The organism is Burkholderia sp. Bp9016 (assembly GCF_003857765.1).
In the GTDB taxonomy this organism is placed as follows: Bacteria; Pseudomonadota; Gammaproteobacteria; order Burkholderiales; family Burkholderiaceae; genus Burkholderia.
In genome coordinates this window covers 61,393-79,303 of the sequence record NZ_QTPY01000005.1, presented here as the reverse complement: position 1 = coordinate 79,303, position 17,911 = coordinate 61,393, and the positions used below count along the sequence as shown (strand labels likewise).

The window sequence follows — 17,911 nt, the reverse complement described above, 5'->3', positions numbered from 1 at the left end:
GTTTTCTCGTATGCGGAATGGGTGGGCTCAGACGGTCTCGATCAGCTCGTCGACGGCCGACATCGGACGGCGCGCGGTGTGATCGGGGCGCGTGTCGGGCGTATCGTCGTGCGGCGCATCGGGCAGCGCGGGGCCGGCCTTCATCAGCTTCAGCATGTAGTACACGCCGGTGCCGAACACGAGGAAGTACACGATCACGAACGTCATCATCGACAGGCTGACCTGCTGCACCGACAGCGGCGACGCGGCCTGCGCGGTGCGCATCACGCCATACACGACCCACGGCTGGCGGCCTGCTTCGGTCGTGACCCAGCCCGCGAGCAGCGACACGAAACCGGTCGGGCCCATCACGAGCGCGAAGCGCTGGAATCCCTTCGATTCATACAGGCGGCCGCGGCGGCGCAGCAGCCACGCGAGCGCGGCCAGGCCGATCATCGCGAAGCCGAGGCCGACCATGATCCGGAAGCTCCAGAACACGATCGTCGAGTTCGGGCGGTCCTGCGGCGGGAAATCCTTCAGCCCGCGGATCTCGCCGTCCCAGCTGTGCGTGAGGATCAGGCTGCCGAGGTGCGGCACCTTCACCGCGTAGCGCGTGGTTTCCGCCTTCATGTCCGGAATGCCGAACAGGTTGAGCGCGGTGCCGCCCTTCTCGGTGTCCCACAGCCCCTCGATAGCGGCGATCTTCGCGGGCTGGTGCTTCAGCGTGTTGATGCCGTGCTGGTCGCCGACCACGGCCTGCAGCGGCGCGAGCACGAGCAGCAGCCACAGCGCCATCGAGAACATCTTCTTCACGCCCTTGTCGCGGCGGCCCTTCAGCAGGTGCCATGCGCCGGTCGCTGCCACCACCAGCGCGGCGACGATGAACGCGGCGATCGCCATGTGGAACAGGCGGTACGGGAACGACGGGTTGAAGATGATCGCGAACCAGTCGGTCGGCACGACGCGGCCGTCGACGATCTCGAAGCCCTGCGGCGTCTGCATCCAGCTGTTCGACGCGAGGATCCAGAACGTCGAGATCAGCGTGCCGATCGCGACCATCAGCGTCGCGCCGAAGTGCGCGCGCGGGCTCACGCGATTCCAGCCGAACAGCATGATGCCGAGGAAGCCGGCTTCGAGGAAGAACGCGGTCATCACCTCGTACATCAGCAGCGGGCCGGTGACGGAGCCGGCGAAGCTCGAGAAGCCCGACCAGTTGGTGCCGAACTGATAGCTCATCACGACGCCGGAGACGACGCCCATCCCGAACGCGACCGCGAAGATCTTCGACCAGAACAGGCATAGCGTCTTGTAGTACTGCTTGCCGGTCTTCAGCCAGCGATATTCGAGCACGGCGATGAAGCTGGCGAGACCGATGCTCAGCGCCGGGAAGACGATGTGAAAGGAGACGGTGAACGCGAATTGCAGGCGGGCCAGATCGAGGGCCGAAAATGCGGTGTCCATACCAGTTGACCGAGGCTGACGATACCCGACGGCGGGTGCCGTCGGACCCCGGCCGACGGGGCATCGGGGTTGGCTGGAGTATGGATCGCGATGTTGCGTCGCGAAATGTGCCAACTCGTCGCAGATGTCCAGCCGGCTGCGGGCGATTTCGGGATAAATCGTTGATTCGTATCAAGAACGCGGTGCGCGGCTTGCGCTGCCGCGGCGTGGCGGTCTGCCGCACGTGCGTCAATATGGCGCGTCGCATCATCGGAACGATGCGACGTGTCCGCCACGCTGCGCGCAACGGGCCGCACGCGGCCGGTGCGGGCCTTCGGTCTGTTCAGATCCGCGCGGATCCGTTTCCACGCATTAGCGTGTAACGTACGACGGCGTGCCGGCGGGCCTTCGCGCCCGCGTCTGTCACACGGGTAACGTCGCGCAACAATCGCGTGCGCGCCGGTAATGGATGCCGGATCGCGCTCGGCGTAGCGTTCGAAGTATCGGGTTCGTATCGACGAACCGTCCTGCCGGAGAACGTGACGTGAATGGATTGAAGCTCGCGCTGGGCGCGGCCGCCGCGGTGGCCGTCGCGACGGGCGGCGTGGCGCATGCCGCCCGGGTCGGGGTCTATGTCGGCCCCGGTTACCCGTATTACTACCCCGTCGTTCCGGCGCCGTATTACTACCCGCCGCCCGTCGTCGCGGTGCCCGTCGATCCCGGCCCGCCGCCCGAGTACGTCGAGAAGGATCAGCCGCAGGTGGGCGGCGACGCGAACCTCTGGTACTACTGCGACGCGTCGCGGCATTACTACCCGTATGTGAAGACCTGCAAGTCGGGCTGGCGATCGGTGCCGGCGCGGCCGCAATGATGGAGGCCCGACGATGAACCAGGCAATTCGATCCCTGCGTGTGCCGGCCGTGCTGGCGCTGGCCGGCCTGCTCGGCGCGTGCGCATACATGCCGGTCGGCCCGAGCGTGATGGCGCTGCCGGGCACCGGCAAATCGTTCGACCAGTTCCGGGTCGACGACGCGAACTGCCGGCAATACGCATTCCAGCAATCGGGCGGCGTGAGCGCCGGACAGGCCTCGACCGCGAGCGCGCTCGGCAGCGCGGCCGTCGGCACCGCGCTCGGCGCGGCGGCCGGTGCGGCGTTCAACGGCGGCACCGGCGCCGCGGTCGGCGCGGGTGCCGGGCTGCTCGCGGGCAGCGTCGTGGGCGCGGGCGCCGCGCAAGGCTCGGCGTACGACATCCAGCGCCGCTACGACTACGCGTACCTGCAGTGCATGTACGCATCCGGCAACCGCGTACCGGTGCCGGGCGGGATGAGCGGCGGATACGGCGGGAGCGCGCAGCCCTCGGCGCCGCCGATGCCGCCGGCGGGCATCCAGCCGCCGCCGCCGCGTTATTGACGACACCGCCTCGCCCTGGCCGGCCGTGCCGGCGCGGGGCGCGTCGCGGCGGTCGTGGTCGTGGTCGTCCCGTTCGTCGGCGGAGCGCGCTTGCATCGTCGCTGCGCGGCCCGACCCCATCGGCACGCGCCGCGCGAATTGCGTACACTCTGAGTCTCGTTTCGGCAGGGCCGGGCGCATCGGTTCCGGTCCGCGTTCACTCAGGGCACGAATATGATCGACTTACGCAGCGATACCGTGACACGTCCGAGCCAGGCGATGCTGGCCGCGATGACTGCCGCCGAAGTCGGCGACGACGTATGGGGCGACGACCCGACCGTGCTGCGCCTGCAGGCGGCTACGGCCGAGCGGGCGGGCAAGGAGGCCGGCCTGTTTTTCCCGAGCGGCACGCAGAGCAACCTGGCCGCGCTGATGGCCCATTGCGAACGCGGCGACGAATACATCGTCGGCCAGCTCGCACACACCTACAAGTACGAAGGCGGCGGCGCGGCGGTGCTCGGCAGCATCCAGCCGCAGCCGATCGAGAATGCCCCCGACGGTACGCTGCCGCTCGCGAAGATCGCCGCGGCGATCAAGCCGCTCGACAATCACTTTGCGCGCACGCGCCTGCTCGCGCTCGAAAACACGATCGGCGGCCAGGTGTTGCCCGAAGGCTACGTGCAGGAAGCCGTGGCGTTCGCGCGCAGCCGCGGGCTGGCCGCGCACCTCGACGGCGCGCGCGTGTGCAATGCGGCCGTCGCGTCGGGTCGTCCGATCGCCGGGCTGTGCGCGCCGTTCGATACCGTGTCGATCTGTTTCTCGAAAGGTCTCGGTGCGCCGGTCGGTTCGGTGCTGGTCGGCAATCGCGCGCTGGTCGAGCGCGCACAGCGCTGGCGCAAGGTGCTGGGCGGCGGGATGCGGCAGTCGGGCATTCTCGCGGCGGCCTGCCTGTATGCGCTAGACCACAACGTCGAGCGGCTCGCCGACGATCATGCGAACGCCGCGCATCTCGCGCAGGGCCTCGCGCGCATCGAGCAGGTGAAGGTGCTGTCGCACGCGACGAACATGGTGTTCGCGCAATTCCCCGAAGCCGACTGCGCGCCGCTCGAGGCGTGGCTCAAGGAGCGCGGGATCCTCACGCAGATGCTGTACGCGTCGCGCTTCGTCACGCACTGCGACGTGTCGCGCGCGGACATCGATACGTTCGTCGACGCGGTCGGCGCGTATTTCGCGCAGCGGCGCGCGTAACGTCCCCGATGGTGCCGTGCACGACGCCCGGCACTTCGTTTCACTTCACTGCGGCAGCGGCGCGAGCAGCCGGCGCGCCGCTTCGACGACCCGCGCGGACAGCGACGCCATCGTCGGCGACTGCACGGTCCACGCATGCCAGTAAAGCGTGATGTCGGTCGGATGCGCAGGCGCGAGATCGACGAGCCCCTGCGCGTCGAGCGGTGAGCCGCCGATCAGCGGCTCCGGCACCATCGCATAGCCAAGCCCGTGCCGCACCGCCGCGAAATGCGCGTGCGTGCCCGGCACGTAGTGGCACGGATACGCGCCATCGGGCAACCCGAACTTTTCCTTCAGGAATGCAGACTGAAGCGTGTCGCGCCGCGAATACGCGACGACGGGCGCAGCGCGCGCGCTCGTGCGATTCAGGCCGCGTGGAAACCAGCGCGCCGCGAAGGCCGCGGCCGCGAGCAGCCGGTAGCGCATCGTGCCGAGCGGCGTCGCGACGCAGCCGCGCATCGGTTTCGGCTCGGTCGTCACGCAGCCGACGGCCATCCCGCTTTCGAGCAACGCGAACGTATGGTCCTGATCCTCGACGATCAGCTCGAACAGGATGCGCTCGCCCGCGAGCACGGACGTCAGCGCGGGCAGGAACCAGGTGCCGAGGCTGTCGGAGTTCAGTGCGATCGTGACCGAGATCGGCGATTCGCGCTCGGTCGCGAGCGTGCTTTGCAGGTCCGCCTGCAACAGCGCGACGCGGCGCAGGTGCTGGAGCACGCGTTGCCCGGCCACCGTCGGCCGGCACGGCCGCGTGCGCAACACGAGCGGCGTGCCGAGGCTCGCCTCCAGCGCGCGGACCCGCTGCGTGACGGCGGACGCGGTCACGTGCAGGCGCACGGCGGCCTGCTCGAAGCTGCCGGTGTCGGCGACGGCCAGCAGTGCGGCGGCCTGCTTCGGATCGATCGTCATCGACATGTCGACGCAATTCCTGTGAACGTAAGACGAGAACAGCCGGTAGTGTAAGGCAGCATGCGCGCCCGACCCGGGCGGCGTGCGCGTTTTGAACTACCCTGTATGAACGCGCGCCCCGCGCGGCGGCGGCGCACACGGGGCCGGCCGCACAACCGCCACGCCCAGCCGACGGAGCCACTTCGCCATGATCTTCCGGCAACTCTTCGACCTGCAATCGTCGACTTATACCTACCTGCTCGCCGACCGCGGATCGCGCGAAGCGCTGCTCATCGACCCGGTGTTCGAGCAGGTGCGCCGCGATGCGGCGTTGCTCGACGAACTCGGGCTGAGGCTCGTCGCGACCATCGACACGCACGTGCATGCCGATCACGTGACGGGTGCGTGGCTGCTCAAGCAGCGCACCGGCAGCGCGATCGTGATCTCGGCCGCGAGCGGCGCGCAGGGCGCGGACCGCTACCTGAACGACGGGGACCGCTGCACGTTCGGCCCGCGTTACCTGACGGTGCGCGCGACGCCGGGCCACACGAGCGGCTGCATCAGCCTCGTACTCGACGACGAATCGATGGCGTTCACCGGCGACTGCCTGCTGATTCGCGGCACGGGCCGCACCGATTTCCAGCAGGGCGACCCGCACGCGCTGTATCGCGCGGTGCACGGCCGGCTCTTCACGTTGCCGGCGGCCTGCCTGCTGTATCCGGCGCACGACTATCGCGGGCTGACGGTGACGAGCGTCGGCGAGGAGCGGCGCTTCAATCCGCGCCTGGGCGGCGATCTCAGCGAAGACGATTTTGCCGGCTACATGCACAACCTCGGGCTCGCGCATCCGCGCCAGATCGACGTCGCGGTGCCCGCGAACCTGCAGTGCGGCGTCGCCGCGAACGCACCCGATGCGCAGCAGTCCGCCGACTGGGCGCCGCTCGTCTATACGTTCGCCGGGTTCTGGGAAATCGATCCGCAGTGGCTCGAGGATCATCTGCCGGCCGTGCAGATCGTCGACGTGCGCGAGCCGGACGAATTCGCCGGCCCGCTCGGCCACCTGCCCGGTGCGACGCCGATTCCGCTCGGCGAGCTGGCCGAGCGCACCGGCGAGCTCGCACGCGACCGGCCGATCGTGACCGTGTGCCGCGCCGGCGGCCGCTCCGCGCAGGCGACCGTGATCCTGCGGAAGGCGGGTTTCGATGCGGTGGCGAATCTCGGCGGCGGGATGCTGCGCTGGCGCGGCGAAGGGCGCGTCGTGAAGGACGGCCGGTCGTAGCGGTGCGATGTCGCGCGCCGGAGAAAAAAGATCGGAACGTTGTCGAATCGGGCGGGTGCCGTTCGTCGTCAAGGTATCCGATCACGTGGCGCTGCACGACGCGGCGCCGAAACCCGGGAGACCACGCGATGACGCCGACGCTTTACGCCCATCCCTTTTCGTCATACTGCCAGAAGGTGCTGACCGCGCTGTACGAGAACGGCACGCCGTTCGAATATCGCGTGCTTGCGCACGACGATCCGAAGCCGATGCAGGAATTGACCGCGCTCTGGCCGATGAAGCGCTTCCCGGTGCTCGTCGACGCGGGGCGCACCGTGGTCGAGGCCACCATCATCATCGAGTATCTCGGCCTCGCGCATCCGGGCCCCGTGCGCCTGCTGCCCGACGATCCGCGCGCGGCACTCGAGGTGCGCACGATGGATCGCTTCTTCGACAACTACGTGTCGACGCCGCAGCAGAAGGTGGTGTACGACGCGCTGCGGCCGGAGCACGAGCGTGACGTGCGCGGCGTTGCCGATGCACGGGCGATGCTCGACACGTCGTATGCGTGGCTCGACCGGAAGATGGCCGATCGCGAGTGGGCGGCCGGCGACCGCTTCAGCCTCGCCGACTGCGGCGCGGCACCGTTCCTGTTCTACGCGGACTGGACCCACCGGATCGATCCGTCGTTCGCGAACGTGATCGCGTATCGCAAGCGCTTGCTTGCGCGGCCGTCGTTTGCGCGGGCGGTCGACGAGGCGCGGCCGTATCGTTCGTTCTTTCCGCTCGGCGCGCCCGATCGCGACTGACCTGCGCGGCCGGGGGCGCGGCGATCGCAAACCTGGCATCGAACGATCGGATGCCGCTTGCGCGCCGCACGGATCCGACGCGCTGCGCCCGGCCGCGCAGCGTCGAACGAAAATGAAAAGAAAAGGCGGGCAAGCCCGCCTTTGGGTCGCGACGCCGGAAATCACCAGCGCCACATGCGCACGGCCAGCGCAGCGAGCGACGTCGTGACGGCCAGCACGATCACCGCATTCCAGCCCAGTTGCGCGAGCAACGAACTGCCGAGCGCGGCGCCGGCCGCCATCCCGATGAACATGCCGACGAACAACACCGCGTTGAGGCGGCTGCGCGACGCGGGATCGATCCGGTACACGATCGCCTGGTGCGCGATCAACGTTGCCTGCACGCCGAGATCGAAGCCGATCGTCGCGGCGGCGAGCAGCGCGAGTTGGGCATGCGGCGTCATCAGCGGCGCGGCGCCCATCGCGGCGAACGACACAGTCGCGATCGCGATGCCGATGCGCGTGACACGTTCGGGGCCGTGATGATCGGCGAGGCGTCCGGCGATCGGCGCAGCCAGCGCGCCGGCGGCCCCTGCGAGGCCGAATGTGCCGGCCGCCGCGCTACCGAGGTGGAACGGCGCGCCGTGCAGCATCACGGCGAGCGTCGACCAGAACGCACTGAACCCGATGGCGAGCACCCCTTGCGCGAGCGCGGCGCGGCGCAGCGCCGGATGACGGCGCCACAGGTCCGCGAGCGACCCGATCAGCGCGCGGTACGACAGCTGCGTGGTCGGCGCGAAGCGCGGCAACCCGCGCGCGGCCACGGCGCCGATGACCGCGACGCTCGCGGCCGCGAGCGCGAACATCGCGCGCCAGCCGGCCGTCTCCGCCACGAACCCGGCGACGACGCGCGACAGCAGGATCCCGAGCAGCAGCCCCGTCATCACCGTGCCGACGATGCGGCCGCGATGCGTGTCGTGCGCGAGCGTCGCGGCGGCCGGCACGACGTCCTGCGCCATCGTCGCGGTCAGGCCGATCGCGAAGCTCGCGGCCAGCAGCAGCCCGAGCGACGGCGCGATCGCGGCGAGCAGCAGCGCGACGACCAGCGCGGCGGCCTTCGTCACGATCACGCGGCGCCGCTCGAAGCGGTCGCCGAGCGGCGCGAGCAGCAGGATGCCGAGCGCATAGCCGAGCTGCGTGAGCGTCGGCACGAAGCCGATCGCGCGCGCCGACGCGCCGAGATCGGAGCCGAGTGCGGCGAGCATCGGCTGGGCATAGTAGAGCGGCGCGACGCCGAGGCCGGCTGCCGCCGCTAACAGCAGCACGAGCCGGCGATCGGGCATCGATGCGGCGGCTGCATGGACCGCATGGGCCGGTGCATGGGCCGCGCGGGGCGCGGCATCGAGACGGGTCGGGGTGGACATGGCGTACATCCTTGTTGGGGTAACGGATGGACGCGAGTGTGCCGACCGGCGGCCGGCCATGGTAGTACCGCCCGGCGCAGATTTGTTATACGCTTGGCGCATGACCGAGAAAATCCCTGCTTCGCCTGCTGCTGGCGGGTCTGTGCGCATTCAGGCGGTGCCTGTCGACGGCGCGGGCTATCGTTTCGAGTTGATGGAAACCTTCGTACGCATAGTCGAGGCCGGCAGCCTGTCGGCCGCCGCCGCGCAACTGCACACGACCCAGCCGACCATCAGCCGGCGGCTCCAGGCGCTCGAACGCTCGCTCGGGGTCCGGCTGCTGCAGCGGACGACCCATACGATGCGGTTGACGGTCGACGGCGAGCGCTGTTTCACGCGCGCGAAGGAGCTGCTGACGAACTGGGCGGCGTTCGAGGCCGACCTGCGCGGCGCGCAGGAGGAGCCCGAAGGCCTGCTGCGGGTCGCGGTGCCGCATGCGTTCGGACAGGAGCGCTTCGTCGCGCCGCTCGCGCGGTTTCTGCGTGACTACCCGCGCGTATCGGTGGAGTGGCTGTTGCAGGACGAGGTGCGGGATTTCGTCGGCAGCGGGATCGACTGCGCGATCCAGGTCGGCGAGCCGACCGACCCGTCTGTCGTCGCGATCCGGCTGACCAAGGTGCCGCGCTTCGTGGTGGCCGCGCCGTCCGTGCTGAACGGCGCCGAGGTGCCCGCCGATCCCGACGCGCTTGCCGCGTTGCCGTGGCTCGCGCTGCGCACGTACTACCGGACCGAGCTGACGCTGACGCAAGCCGTCACGGGCGACACGCGGCGCATCGCGATTCGTCCGCGCATCACCACCGCGAATCTCTACGCGCTGCGCAGCGCTGCGCTGCTGGGTGTCGGCGCGTGCGTCGGTTCGTCGTGGATGCTGGCCGACCATCTCGCGCGCGGCGAACTCTTGCATCTCGCGCCCGAGTGGCAGGCCGCACCGTTGCCGGTCTACATCACCTACCCGCACGCGCAGTTCTATCCGTCGCGGCTCGTGCGCTTCGTCGCGATGATGCGCGAGGCCGTGCCTGCCCTCGTCGAAGGACGCGATGCGTGAGCGGCAGGCGCCGCCGCGCGCCCCGTCAGCCGCGCCGGATCCCTTCGGGCAATGCGCTGATGCGGCGCACTTCGGGCGAGTCGAGCCACGCGCGCGACGTCGCGCAGTCGACGAACATGTCGGTCGCGTCGTCGCCCCAGAACAGGTCGCCGTCGAGTTCGAAGGTCGGCACGCCGAACACGCCGTGTGCGATCGCCTGATCGGTGTTCGCGCGTAGTTCGTCCTTTACCGCCTGGGTTTCGACGGCCGTCACGCCTTCGGGAAAGCCGACCGCGTCGCACAGCGCGGCAAAGCCGTCCGGCGTCGAGACGTCGTTGCCGTCGCGCCAGATGTGCCGGAAGATCCGCCGGATCGCGTCGGGCGAGCCGCCCATCGCGATCGCGAGACGCAGCGGCCGGATCGGGTTGAACGGATGCGCGGGCGGCATCCGGAACGCGACGCCGAGCTTGTCCGCGCGGTATTGCGCATGCCGATAAGTGAAGGTGCGCTTCGCCGCGATCTCGGCCGGCGCTTTCTGGCCCCAGTGCGCGAGCAACGCGCCGAGCACGATCGGCTTCGGCTCGAACGCCACGGTGGACGGCAACGAGTCGAACCGTTCCTGCTGCAGATAGGCGAACGGGGAAACGAAATCGAAATACCAGGTGGCGGTGCGCGCGGCGTTCATCGCGTCGGTCTCCTCATGCGTGTTCGGATGGGGTGTGCGCGGGCGGGGCGGCGCACGTGAATGCGGGCCAGTGTCGCACGTGGCGGCGTTTTGCGCTGCCGCAAGGTCCGGTACGGGACCTGCGGCGCACATGATGACGCCGCGCCCGCTGCTGCCGCAGTCAGCATGCAGGCATTACCGCGTGACGCGAGCGCGCACTAACCCTTCTCGACCAGCGTCGCGAGCCTTGCTAGCGCCATCTGCCAGCCGGTTTCGTTGTCGGCGGCCGGCACGCCCGGCGGCACACCGTCGTGTACGGCGTCGACGCGCGTGCCGCCTGCTTCGTCGGACAGCGTGATCGTGATCGTCATGGCGCCGCGCAGCATCGGATCGTCGGTTTCGAACACGTCGATTTCGACGATCCGCTCGTCGGGCACGAGCGTCACGAAGCGGCCGTGATAGGTGTCGGTGTGTGCGGCGGTCTTGCCGGTGCCGCCCGACGATTCGTCGTAGCTCAGCGACACGCGCAGCGCGCCGCCTTCGCGTGCGTCGTAGGCGTGCACGCGGCACGTCATGCCGTCCGGCACTTTCCATTGTTCGACCGCGTGCGGGTCGAGCAGTGCGCGATAGACGCGCCCGCGCGGGGCGTTCAGGTGCCGGCTGACCCGGGTCGAATGCGTGTGCGTGTGCAGCATGTGGCCTCCCGCGGAGCGCGCGCGACGGTGCATGCTGGATACCGGCGTGTCGTCGTGCTGCCTTCAGGAATCCTAGGCGCGTGCGTGGCGGCATGCAATGGCCGCGCATGCGTATGCAATCAGCGCAAGGCGGTCGCGAATTCGTCGAGCTGCGTGATGCAGATGTTCCAGCCCTCGAAAAAGTCGAGCGCTTCGTGGCGCTCGCGCGTCGCCGCGTCCGGATGCATCACGCGTGCTTCGTAGCTGCAGCCGGCGTCGGCGGCGGCCTTCGTGATGATCGGAGCGTGTTTCCCACAGCGCGCGCCGGGCGGTGAGCCACCGCTCCGCTTCGGCCAGCCGGCTGCCGACCAGCTTGCAGGTGCGCGAGCGGCCGTCTTTCCGGGCCTGGACGAGGCCGCTGCGCTGGAGCACCGCAACGTGCTTCATGAACGACGGCCGCGCCATGTCGAACGGCGCGGCCAGTTCCGACACGGTCCGCCCGCCGCCGCCGAGTGCGTTGACGATCGCGCAGCGCGTCGGATCGGCGAGGGCGTGGAAGACGTCGTCGATGCCGGGGCGCAAGTTAGCCATGCGGCTAAGTATGGGCAATGCACGGAGAATTTTCGTCGCGTAGGATGATGGGGCGATAACACGCGCCGACCAGGCCGGGCGACGTGTTTCCGAACACCTGCCGCCGTTGCGCATGCACGACTGCGCAGCGGCATGCCTTTCGACCCGGGCGCACGCCGGCCGAACGCGTGCCCCGCCTGATATACCGGAGAGGGTATGACAGAACCCGTGACCGTTCGCCGTGTCGACGCGAGCGAAGCGAACGCCTGCATCGACGCGCTCGCCGACGTGCTGATCGATTGCGTCGAAGGCGGCGCGTCCGTCAGCTTCATGTTGCCGATCGCACGCGCGACGGCCGTCGCGTTCTGGACGCGCGTCGCCGACGGGGTCGCGAGCGGCGAGCGCATCCTGCTCGTCGCCGAGGACGCCGCCGGCCGGATCGTCGGCACCGTCCAGGTCGTGACCGGGCAGCCGGAGAACCAGCCGCATCGCGCGGACATCGCGAAGATGCTCGTGTCCCGTCATGCGCGCCGGCAGGGCATCGCCGCGCGTCTGATGGCGGCCGCAGACGACGCCGCGCGCGAGGCCGGCAAGACCGTGCTCGTGCTCGACACGGTGACGGGCGGCGATGCCGAACGCCTGTACGAGCGGGCCGGCTGGCAGCGCGTCGGCATCGTGCCGAACTACGCGCTGATGCCCGACGGCGCGCTGTGCGCGACCACGTATTTTCACAAGCAGCTCGTGTAGAGGCACCGGCCGATGCGGCCCCCGTGCACAGGGGCGCATCGGCATGCCTGACCACGTCGCGATCCAGCGCCCGCCATGCACGCTGTCACGCCGATTCTGCTGTTCGCCACGTTCGTCGCGGGTATCGCCGCGCTGATCGGACCGCCGCTGCTCGCGATCGCGTGGCGGCGCCGCACGCACGTGCCGATGCGTGCGTTCTGGTGCGGGATGCTGATCTTTTTCGTGTTCCAGCCGGTGCTGCGACTGTCGTGGCAGATTCCGCTGTTCCGCCGGCTCGGTCCCGATCCGGCCTGGCATTTGCCGATGCTTGTATTCGCGGCGTTCACGGCGGGGCTCTTCGAGGAGTGCGGGCGCTGGGTCGCGTTCCGCTACTTGCTGGCCGGTCGACGCGATCCGCGCACCGCCGTGATGTACGGGCTCGGACACGGCGGGCTCGAGGCGATGCTGCTCGTCGGCGTCGGCTTTCTCGCGCTCTGCGGCGGCTACCTGCTCGAGCGCGCCGGGGGTGTCGCGAGCACCGGCGTGCAATCGCTGATCGCGTCGCAGTTCTCCGGAATGACGCTCGCGTCACCGTTCCTGGCGCTGCTCGAACGCGTTAGCGCGCTCGCGGCGCATGTCGGGATGTCGCTGATCGTGTTGCAGACGTTCGTGCGCGGGACGAAGCGATGGCTGGCCTATGCGATCGCGATCCATTTCGGGATCGATCTCGTCGTCGTGCTGCTGTCGCGGCACTGGCATGTCGACTCGATACTGATCGAGGCAATCCTGCTCGTCTGCAGCCTCGCGATTCTGTGGGCAGGCATTCGCTGGAGTCGACGAGGATCGGGGGCCGATGCGACGGGCCGCGGGCGCGTGGCATGACGCGCGTCGTCGCATGCGGCCGCTGCCGGCCCCGATCTGCGACAGCGCGGCGCCGGCCCGGAGTGCATCGGCGACGCACGGGCCGCCTTCCGCGTCACCCGTTCGCGGCCGGCTTCGGCGACGCGACGGCGCGCGGTGCTCCCGACTGCCTCCGGCTCACGAGGCTCGCGATCATGCCGGCCGTGACGACCGCGATGCCGGCGAGCGCCGCGGCGTGCGGCCGTTCGCCGAGCAGCAGCGCCGCTTCGAGCGTGGCGAGCAGCGGCATCAGCGCGGCGAAGGTTGCGCCGATCGCCGGGCCCAGTGCAACGACGGCGCGGCTGAAGCAGTAGAGCGCCAGCACCGACATCAGCACGCCCTGGTAGATCGCCTGCGTGGCGATGGCCGCGACGGGCGCGTGCAATACGGCGTCGCCACGCGCGACGAGATAAAGCGGGCAGTAGAGTAGCGCGGAATCGACCGACACGATGGCCGTCGCATGCAGCGCACCGGCGGCCGCGTGCTTCGTCGTGACGTTATAGACGGCCCACAGCAGGCCGCCGAGCACGAACAGCGCGAGCGCGAGCGGCCCGATCGCGCCGCTCAGTGCGTCGGATGTGGCCAGCGCCATCCCTGCCAGGATCGTGACGATGCCGGCGATCCGTGCGGCGGACAGCGTCTCGCGCGCGATCCACCGGCTGAGCACGGCCGTGAACGCGATCATGCTGCCGGGCGTCAGCGCGAAGTAGCCGACCGGCGCACGACTGAGCGCCGCCGCGACCGTGAGGATGTACGGCGCGCCGGCGCCGATCACCATCAGCACGATCGCCGAGGGGCGCAGCGAGCGGACGCCGCGACGCAGCACGACCGGCAGCAGCAGCGTGCCCGATACGGCGAAGCGGATGAACGCGATGTCGAACGCGTCGAGCGCGGCATGCGTGACGCCCAGCCGCGTGACGACCGGGAAGCCGCCCCAGATGAGCGCCGCGAGCAGTCCGTAGCCGATTCCGGTGAGCCATTCGTTGTGTTTCATGTGCGGTCCTTGCGGTGCGGCGGGTCGATGTGCGGCAAGGATGCGACGCTTCCGGTAATCCGTCCAATATATTATTCAGGCGAAATCAAGTCGAAAAACGTCTTAATAGTTGGGCGGAACGACAACCCGAGCGGGCAGCGATGCGACGTTCCGACGCCCGCTCCTGTCGCGCGTCACCGGCCGCGCCGCCCATGTGCAAGCCACGCGGCAAGAAAGGCCGGCCGGCGGCAGCGTGGCTCCGATATATTCGTGCTGCAACACTCCACCGGAACGCCAACGGAATGGCCGCCACGATGAAACGCTCCCACGTCGCTTTCGCCCTTACGGGGCTGCTGGTCGCGCTGCCGATCGCCGCTTGCGCGCTCGTCAAGCCGCTGCGCGTCGTCGTGCCGGCGCTGTTGCCCGGCGTGTCGTGTCCACGCGCGGACATCTGCATCGACGATCTCGCGAAGCTCGACGAGGCGCAGCAGCTCTATCGCGACGGCTACGCGCGCGCGGCGGCGGCGGTGGGCCCGTTTCGCGAGGCACCGCGCGTCGTGTTCTGCTCGACGCGCGCGTGTGCGGATGCTTTCGGCCTCGGCGAACGCGCGGCATTGACGCTCGGGGATTTCGGCGTGGCCGTGGCGCCGCGCGGCTGGCAGACCTACTTTCTCGCGCACGAGCTGATCCATCACCGGCAGGCCGAAGTGCTCGGCAACCTCGCAGTTGCGACCAAGCCACGCTGGCTGATCGAAGGGATGGCGTATTCGCTCAGCGAGGATCCGCGTCATCCGCTGAAGGAGCCGTTCGAGTCATGGCGCACGCAGTTCGAAACATGGCATGCGGCGCTCGGCCGGCAGCCGCTGTGGGATGCGGCGGGGGCGATCCAATAAGCGATGGCGACAGGAAGTAGCGGTAGCGCTCGAACGGCGCCGTGCCGCTATGCCGGCCCGGCCGGATCGCCGGGCTGTCCGACGAGCGCGCGGCGTGCCGCATCGAGAATCTCGTCGGCCAAGGCGGGATCGGTGCCGGCAACCGCCCGTGACAGCACCAGCGCACCGACCATCTGGCTGAAGACGGCGATCGCGTCGCCGCGCGCGTCGGCCGTGGCCGAGCCTTCCGTGGCTACCATGCGTTCCAGCCGGTCGAGATACGCGGCGACGCCGCGCGTGTAGCAAGCGCGCGCCGCGTCGGTCAGCCGCGGCGCATCGCCCGCGAAGCCCGACAGCGGGCAGCCGGCTTCGACGTTGTCCCGATGCGCGCCCGACAGGTACGCCGCCGCCTGTTTCGCGACGCTGCCGGCGTTCGGCGAATCGGCGCGATCCTGCATCGCCTTGTCCATCACGGCGGCGACCAGCGCGTCCTTCGACTTGAAATGGTTGTAGAAGCCGCCCTGCGTGAAGCCGGCTTCCTTCATCAATTCCGTCAACCCGACCGCGTCGACGCCGCGCACCCGGAACAGCCGCTCGGCGGCCGCGACGATCGCGTTGCGGTTGTCGGCAGCCTGTTGTCTCGAGACACCCATCGATCCTTCCCCCATTCCAGCAATTGCCGCGATTGAAAATCACAATGGCGATCACCATTGACGTACCGAAATCGTGCTGGCACTATGCATCGCAAAGACGATGGTGATCGACATTGAGATTAAGTGTAGCCGACTTCGCAGACGAAGCGAAGCAACCGGCTCGGCACGGATGGATGTCGGTCGGGGTCGTGGGTGCGGCGAGGCGCGGGGGGCGGGACGGCCCGGCTTCCGGTACCGGCGGGGCAACGGTTCGGTGCGCGAAGGCAGCGTGGTTTTTTACCGGATTCCGGGCGCGCGGCGAACCGGCGCGGACGGGATCGAATCTCGGAAAGGAACGATCATGAAGATCGAAGGTGCAGTCGTTTTCATCACGGGCGCGAACCGCGGGCTTGGCCGCGAGTTCGCGAAGCAGGCGCTCGAACGGGGCGCGCGCAAGGTCTATGCGGGCGCACGCGATCCGGCCAGCGTGACGCTGCCGGGCGTGGTGCCCGTGAAGCTCGACGTGACTGACCCGGCGGCGGTCGCCGCGGCCGCCGACGCGGCGCGCGACGTCACGCTGCTGATCAACAACGCGGGCATCGCGCGGCTTGGCAGCCTGACCGACGACGGCGCGGTCGACGCATTGCGCGCTCACCTGGAGACCAACGTGTTCGGGATGCTGGCGATGTCGCGCGCGTTCGCGGGAACGCTCGCCGGCCACGGCGGCGGCGCGATCCTGAACGTGCTGTCCGTCGCGAGCTGGGTGAACCGGCCGATCCTGTCGGGCTACGGCGTGTCGAAATCGGCCGCGTGGGCGCTGACCAACGGGCTGCGGCATTCGCTGCGCGAGCAACGCACGCAGGTGGTCGGGCTGCACGCCGGCTTCATCGATACGGACCTGACGCGCGGCCTCGACGTACCCAAGGCGACGCCGGCCGACGTCGTGCGCCAGGCCTACGACGCGATCGAATCCGGAGCGGAGGAGGTGTCCACCGACGACTTCACGCGGCAGGTGAAGGCCACGTTGTCGGACGGTGTGTATCTGGACGAGGCGGCGCCGGTCTGACGCCGCTCGTGGAAGACGACCCGCCGCCCGCGCTCGCGCGCGGCGGGCCCGGTCGTCAGACCGTCGTGTCGATGATGCCCGGGATCTTCACGTCCGGGTTCACGTCCGCGTCGTAGTCGACGCCGGCGATCTCGAAGCCGAACAGACGCAGGAATTCGGTCTTGTAGCCGGCGAAGTCGGTCATCTCGTACAGGTTCTCGTTCGTCACCTTGTCCCACATCGCGACGACCTTGCCCTGCACTTGCGGATCGAGCTCCTTGTAGTCCGCGCGCAGGCGGCCTTCGTCGTCGCTGTGCGGCGTCGCGCCGTACAGGCTGTCCTTCAGGAGCCCGTACACCTGCTCGATGCAGCCTTCGTGCGTGCCGGTTTCCTTCATCACCTTGAACAGCAGCGACAGGTAGAGCGGCATCATCGGGATCGCCGAGCTCGCCTGCGTGACGACGGCCTTCAGCACCGACACGCGGGCATCGCCGCCGAGCGCGGCCAGCTTGTCGCGGATCGACAGCACCTTCTTGTCGAGATCCTTCTTCGCTTCGCCGATCGAGCCGTTCCAGTAGATGTCGTGCGTGATCTGCTCGCCGAGATACGTGAACGCGGTCGTCTTCGCGCCGTCGGCCAGCACGCCGGCTTCGGCCAGCGCGTCGATCCACATCTGCCAGTCCTCGCCGCCCATCACGGCGACGGTGCCGTCGATCTCTTCCTGCGTGGCCGGCTCGAGCGACACTTCGCGGATCACTTCCTTGTCGGTGTCGAGGCCGCGGAACGTGACCGACTTGCCGACCGGCTTGAGCGTCGAGCTGATGGTTTCGCCCGTCTTCGGATGCGTGCGGCGCGGTGCCGCGAGGCTGTAGACAACCAGATCGACCTTGCCGAGATCCTGCTTGATGGTGTCGATCGTGACCTGCTTGACCTTGTCGGAGAATGCGTCGCCGTTGATGCTGCGCGCATAGAGCCCCTTTTCAGCGGCGAATTTCTCGAATGCGGCGCTGTTGTACCAGCCGGCCGTGCCCGGCTTCGTTTCGCTGCCGGCGCGCTCGAAGAACACGCCGAGCGTGTCCGCGCCCGAGCCGAATGCGGCCGAGATCCGGGCGGCGAGGCCGTAGCCGGTCGACGCGCCGATCACGAGCACCTTCTTCGGGCCGTTGGCGATCGGGCCGTGCGAAGTCACGTAGTCGATCTGTTCCTTGACGTTGGCTTCGCAGCCGACCGGATGAGTCGTCACGCAGATGAAGCCACGCACGCGCGGTTTGATGATCATTGGGAACCTCTAGTCAGAAAGGCGCGGACGGCCTGAAATCGGAAAAATCCCGCGCATT

The 17,911-nt window shown here is 69.0% G+C and carries 18 protein-coding genes and 2 pseudogenes; 10 read left to right on the top strand and 10 right to left on the bottom strand.

The annotated features are described in order from the left end of the window. Positions 1 to 27: 27 nt before the first annotated feature. Complete coding sequence (locus tag DIE13_RS08190; RefSeq protein ID WP_124826669.1) at positions 28 to 1,440, bottom strand: cytochrome ubiquinol oxidase subunit I; 1,413 nt, start codon at positions 1,438 to 1,440, stop codon at positions 28 to 30. Between the two features lie 523 nt (positions 1,441 to 1,963). On the opposite strand from DIE13_RS08190, the gene DIE13_RS08185 reads away from it, so the two are divergent. The 3 genes from DIE13_RS08185 (at position 1,964) to ltaE (ending at position 4,058) form a co-directional block, all read left to right on the top strand. Continuing rightward, complete coding sequence (locus DIE13_RS08185; protein ID WP_124826668.1) at positions 1,964 to 2,290, top strand: hypothetical protein; 327 nt, start codon at positions 1,964 to 1,966, stop codon at positions 2,288 to 2,290. A 13-nt stretch (positions 2,291 to 2,303) separates the two neighbouring features. Further along, entirely contained in the window at positions 2,304 to 2,831 is a 528-nt protein-coding gene (locus DIE13_RS08180; RefSeq protein WP_098554232.1) for a hypothetical protein, read from the top strand. Between the two features lie 213 nt (positions 2,832 to 3,044). Next, entirely contained in the window at positions 3,045 to 4,058 is a 1,014-nt protein-coding gene (ltaE, locus tag DIE13_RS08175; RefSeq protein ID WP_124826667.1) for a low-specificity L-threonine aldolase, read from the top strand. Between the two features lie 45 nt (positions 4,059 to 4,103). Here the strand turns inward: ltaE and DIE13_RS08170 are convergent, their stop codons facing one another. Continuing rightward, a complete protein-coding gene (locus DIE13_RS08170; protein ID WP_124826666.1) occupies positions 4,104 to 5,012 on the bottom strand; it encodes an HTH-type transcriptional regulator ArgP in 909 nt (302 codons plus the stop codon). Positions 5,013 to 5,193: 181 nt separating this feature from the next. On the opposite strand from DIE13_RS08170, the gene DIE13_RS08165 reads away from it, so the two are divergent. Together DIE13_RS08165 and DIE13_RS08160 are read left to right on the top strand one after the other, a co-directional pair. Further along, positions 5,194 to 6,264: a rhodanese-like domain-containing protein gene (locus DIE13_RS08165; protein ID WP_124826665.1), complete on the top strand. Its 1,071-nt coding sequence runs from the start codon at positions 5,194 to 5,196 to the stop codon at positions 6,262 to 6,264. A gap of 128 nt (positions 6,265 to 6,392) precedes the next feature. Continuing rightward, positions 6,393 to 7,052 carry a glutathione S-transferase family protein gene (locus DIE13_RS08160; protein WP_124826664.1) on the top strand — a complete coding sequence of 220 codons (660 nt, stop codon included), beginning with the start codon at positions 6,393 to 6,395 and terminating at the stop codon, positions 7,050 to 7,052. A gap of 161 nt (positions 7,053 to 7,213) precedes the next feature. Here the strand turns inward: DIE13_RS08160 and DIE13_RS08155 are convergent, their stop codons facing one another. Then, positions 7,214 to 8,455: an MFS transporter gene (locus tag DIE13_RS08155; protein ID WP_124826663.1), complete on the bottom strand. Its 1,242-nt coding sequence runs from the start codon at positions 8,453 to 8,455 to the stop codon at positions 7,214 to 7,216. A 100-nt stretch (positions 8,456 to 8,555) separates the two neighbouring features. On the opposite strand from DIE13_RS08155, the gene DIE13_RS08150 reads away from it, so the two are divergent. Beyond that, positions 8,556 to 9,539: a LysR family transcriptional regulator gene (locus DIE13_RS08150; RefSeq protein WP_124826662.1), complete on the top strand. Its 984-nt coding sequence runs from the start codon at positions 8,556 to 8,558 to the stop codon at positions 9,537 to 9,539. A gap of 25 nt (positions 9,540 to 9,564) precedes the next feature. Here DIE13_RS08150 and DIE13_RS08145 read toward each other — a convergent pair whose 3' ends face one another. The 4 genes and pseudogenes from DIE13_RS08145 to DIE13_RS08130 all read right to left on the bottom strand — a co-directional run. Beyond that, positions 9,565 to 10,203 carry a 2-hydroxychromene-2-carboxylate isomerase gene (locus tag DIE13_RS08145; protein WP_124826661.1) on the bottom strand — a complete coding sequence of 213 codons (639 nt, stop codon included), beginning with the start codon at positions 10,201 to 10,203 and terminating at the stop codon, positions 9,565 to 9,567. Positions 10,204 to 10,400: 197 nt separating this feature from the next. Beyond that, the gene (locus tag DIE13_RS08140) at positions 10,401 to 10,877 is read right to left on the bottom strand and encodes an SRPBCC family protein (RefSeq protein WP_124826660.1); all 477 of its coding nucleotides are present in this window, start codon (positions 10,875 to 10,877) and stop codon (positions 10,401 to 10,403) included. Between the two features lie 119 nt (positions 10,878 to 10,996). Then, positions 10,997 to 11,158 (bottom strand): annotated as a pseudogene (locus DIE13_RS33360) (polyketide cyclase); the annotation flags it as partial. Further along, positions 11,154 to 11,447, bottom strand: a pseudogene (locus DIE13_RS08130) (ArsR/SmtB family transcription factor); the annotation flags it as partial. The pseudogenes DIE13_RS33360 and DIE13_RS08130, both read right to left, overlap by 5 nt. 195 nt (positions 11,448 to 11,642) lie before the next feature. Here DIE13_RS08130 and DIE13_RS08125 point away from each other — a divergent pair. Beyond that, the gene (locus DIE13_RS08125; RefSeq protein ID WP_124826659.1) at positions 11,643 to 12,173 is read left to right on the top strand and encodes a GNAT family N-acetyltransferase; all 531 of its coding nucleotides are present in this window, start codon (positions 11,643 to 11,645) and stop codon (positions 12,171 to 12,173) included. A 75-nt stretch (positions 12,174 to 12,248) separates the two neighbouring features. Further along, entirely contained in the window at positions 12,249 to 13,034 is a 786-nt protein-coding gene (locus tag DIE13_RS08120; protein WP_175750621.1) for a YhfC family intramembrane metalloprotease, read from the top strand. 94 nt (positions 13,035 to 13,128) lie between these two features. Here DIE13_RS08120 and DIE13_RS08115 read toward each other — a convergent pair whose 3' ends face one another. After that, positions 13,129 to 14,046, bottom strand: coding sequence for a DMT family transporter (locus DIE13_RS08115; protein ID WP_124826658.1), 918 nt, complete (start codon positions 14,044 to 14,046; stop codon positions 13,129 to 13,131). A 293-nt stretch (positions 14,047 to 14,339) separates the two neighbouring features. On the opposite strand from DIE13_RS08115, the gene DIE13_RS08110 reads away from it, so the two are divergent. Then, positions 14,340 to 14,918: a hypothetical protein gene (locus tag DIE13_RS08110; RefSeq protein ID WP_124826657.1), complete on the top strand. Its 579-nt coding sequence runs from the start codon at positions 14,340 to 14,342 to the stop codon at positions 14,916 to 14,918. Positions 14,919 to 14,965: 47 nt separating this feature from the next. Here the strand turns inward: DIE13_RS08110 and DIE13_RS08105 are convergent, their stop codons facing one another. After that, complete coding sequence (locus DIE13_RS08105) at positions 14,966 to 15,550, bottom strand: TetR/AcrR family transcriptional regulator (RefSeq protein WP_124826656.1); 585 nt, start codon at positions 15,548 to 15,550, stop codon at positions 14,966 to 14,968. 340 nt (positions 15,551 to 15,890) lie between these two features. On the opposite strand from DIE13_RS08105, the gene DIE13_RS08100 reads away from it, so the two are divergent. After that, complete coding sequence (locus DIE13_RS08100) at positions 15,891 to 16,595, top strand: SDR family oxidoreductase (protein ID WP_124826655.1); 705 nt, start codon at positions 15,891 to 15,893, stop codon at positions 16,593 to 16,595. A gap of 55 nt (positions 16,596 to 16,650) precedes the next feature. Here the strand turns inward: DIE13_RS08100 and fabV are convergent, their stop codons facing one another. Next, positions 16,651 to 17,853: an enoyl-ACP reductase FabV gene (gene fabV / locus DIE13_RS08095; RefSeq protein WP_124826654.1), complete on the bottom strand. Its 1,203-nt coding sequence runs from the start codon at positions 17,851 to 17,853 to the stop codon at positions 16,651 to 16,653. Positions 17,854 to 17,911 lie beyond the last annotated feature (58 nt).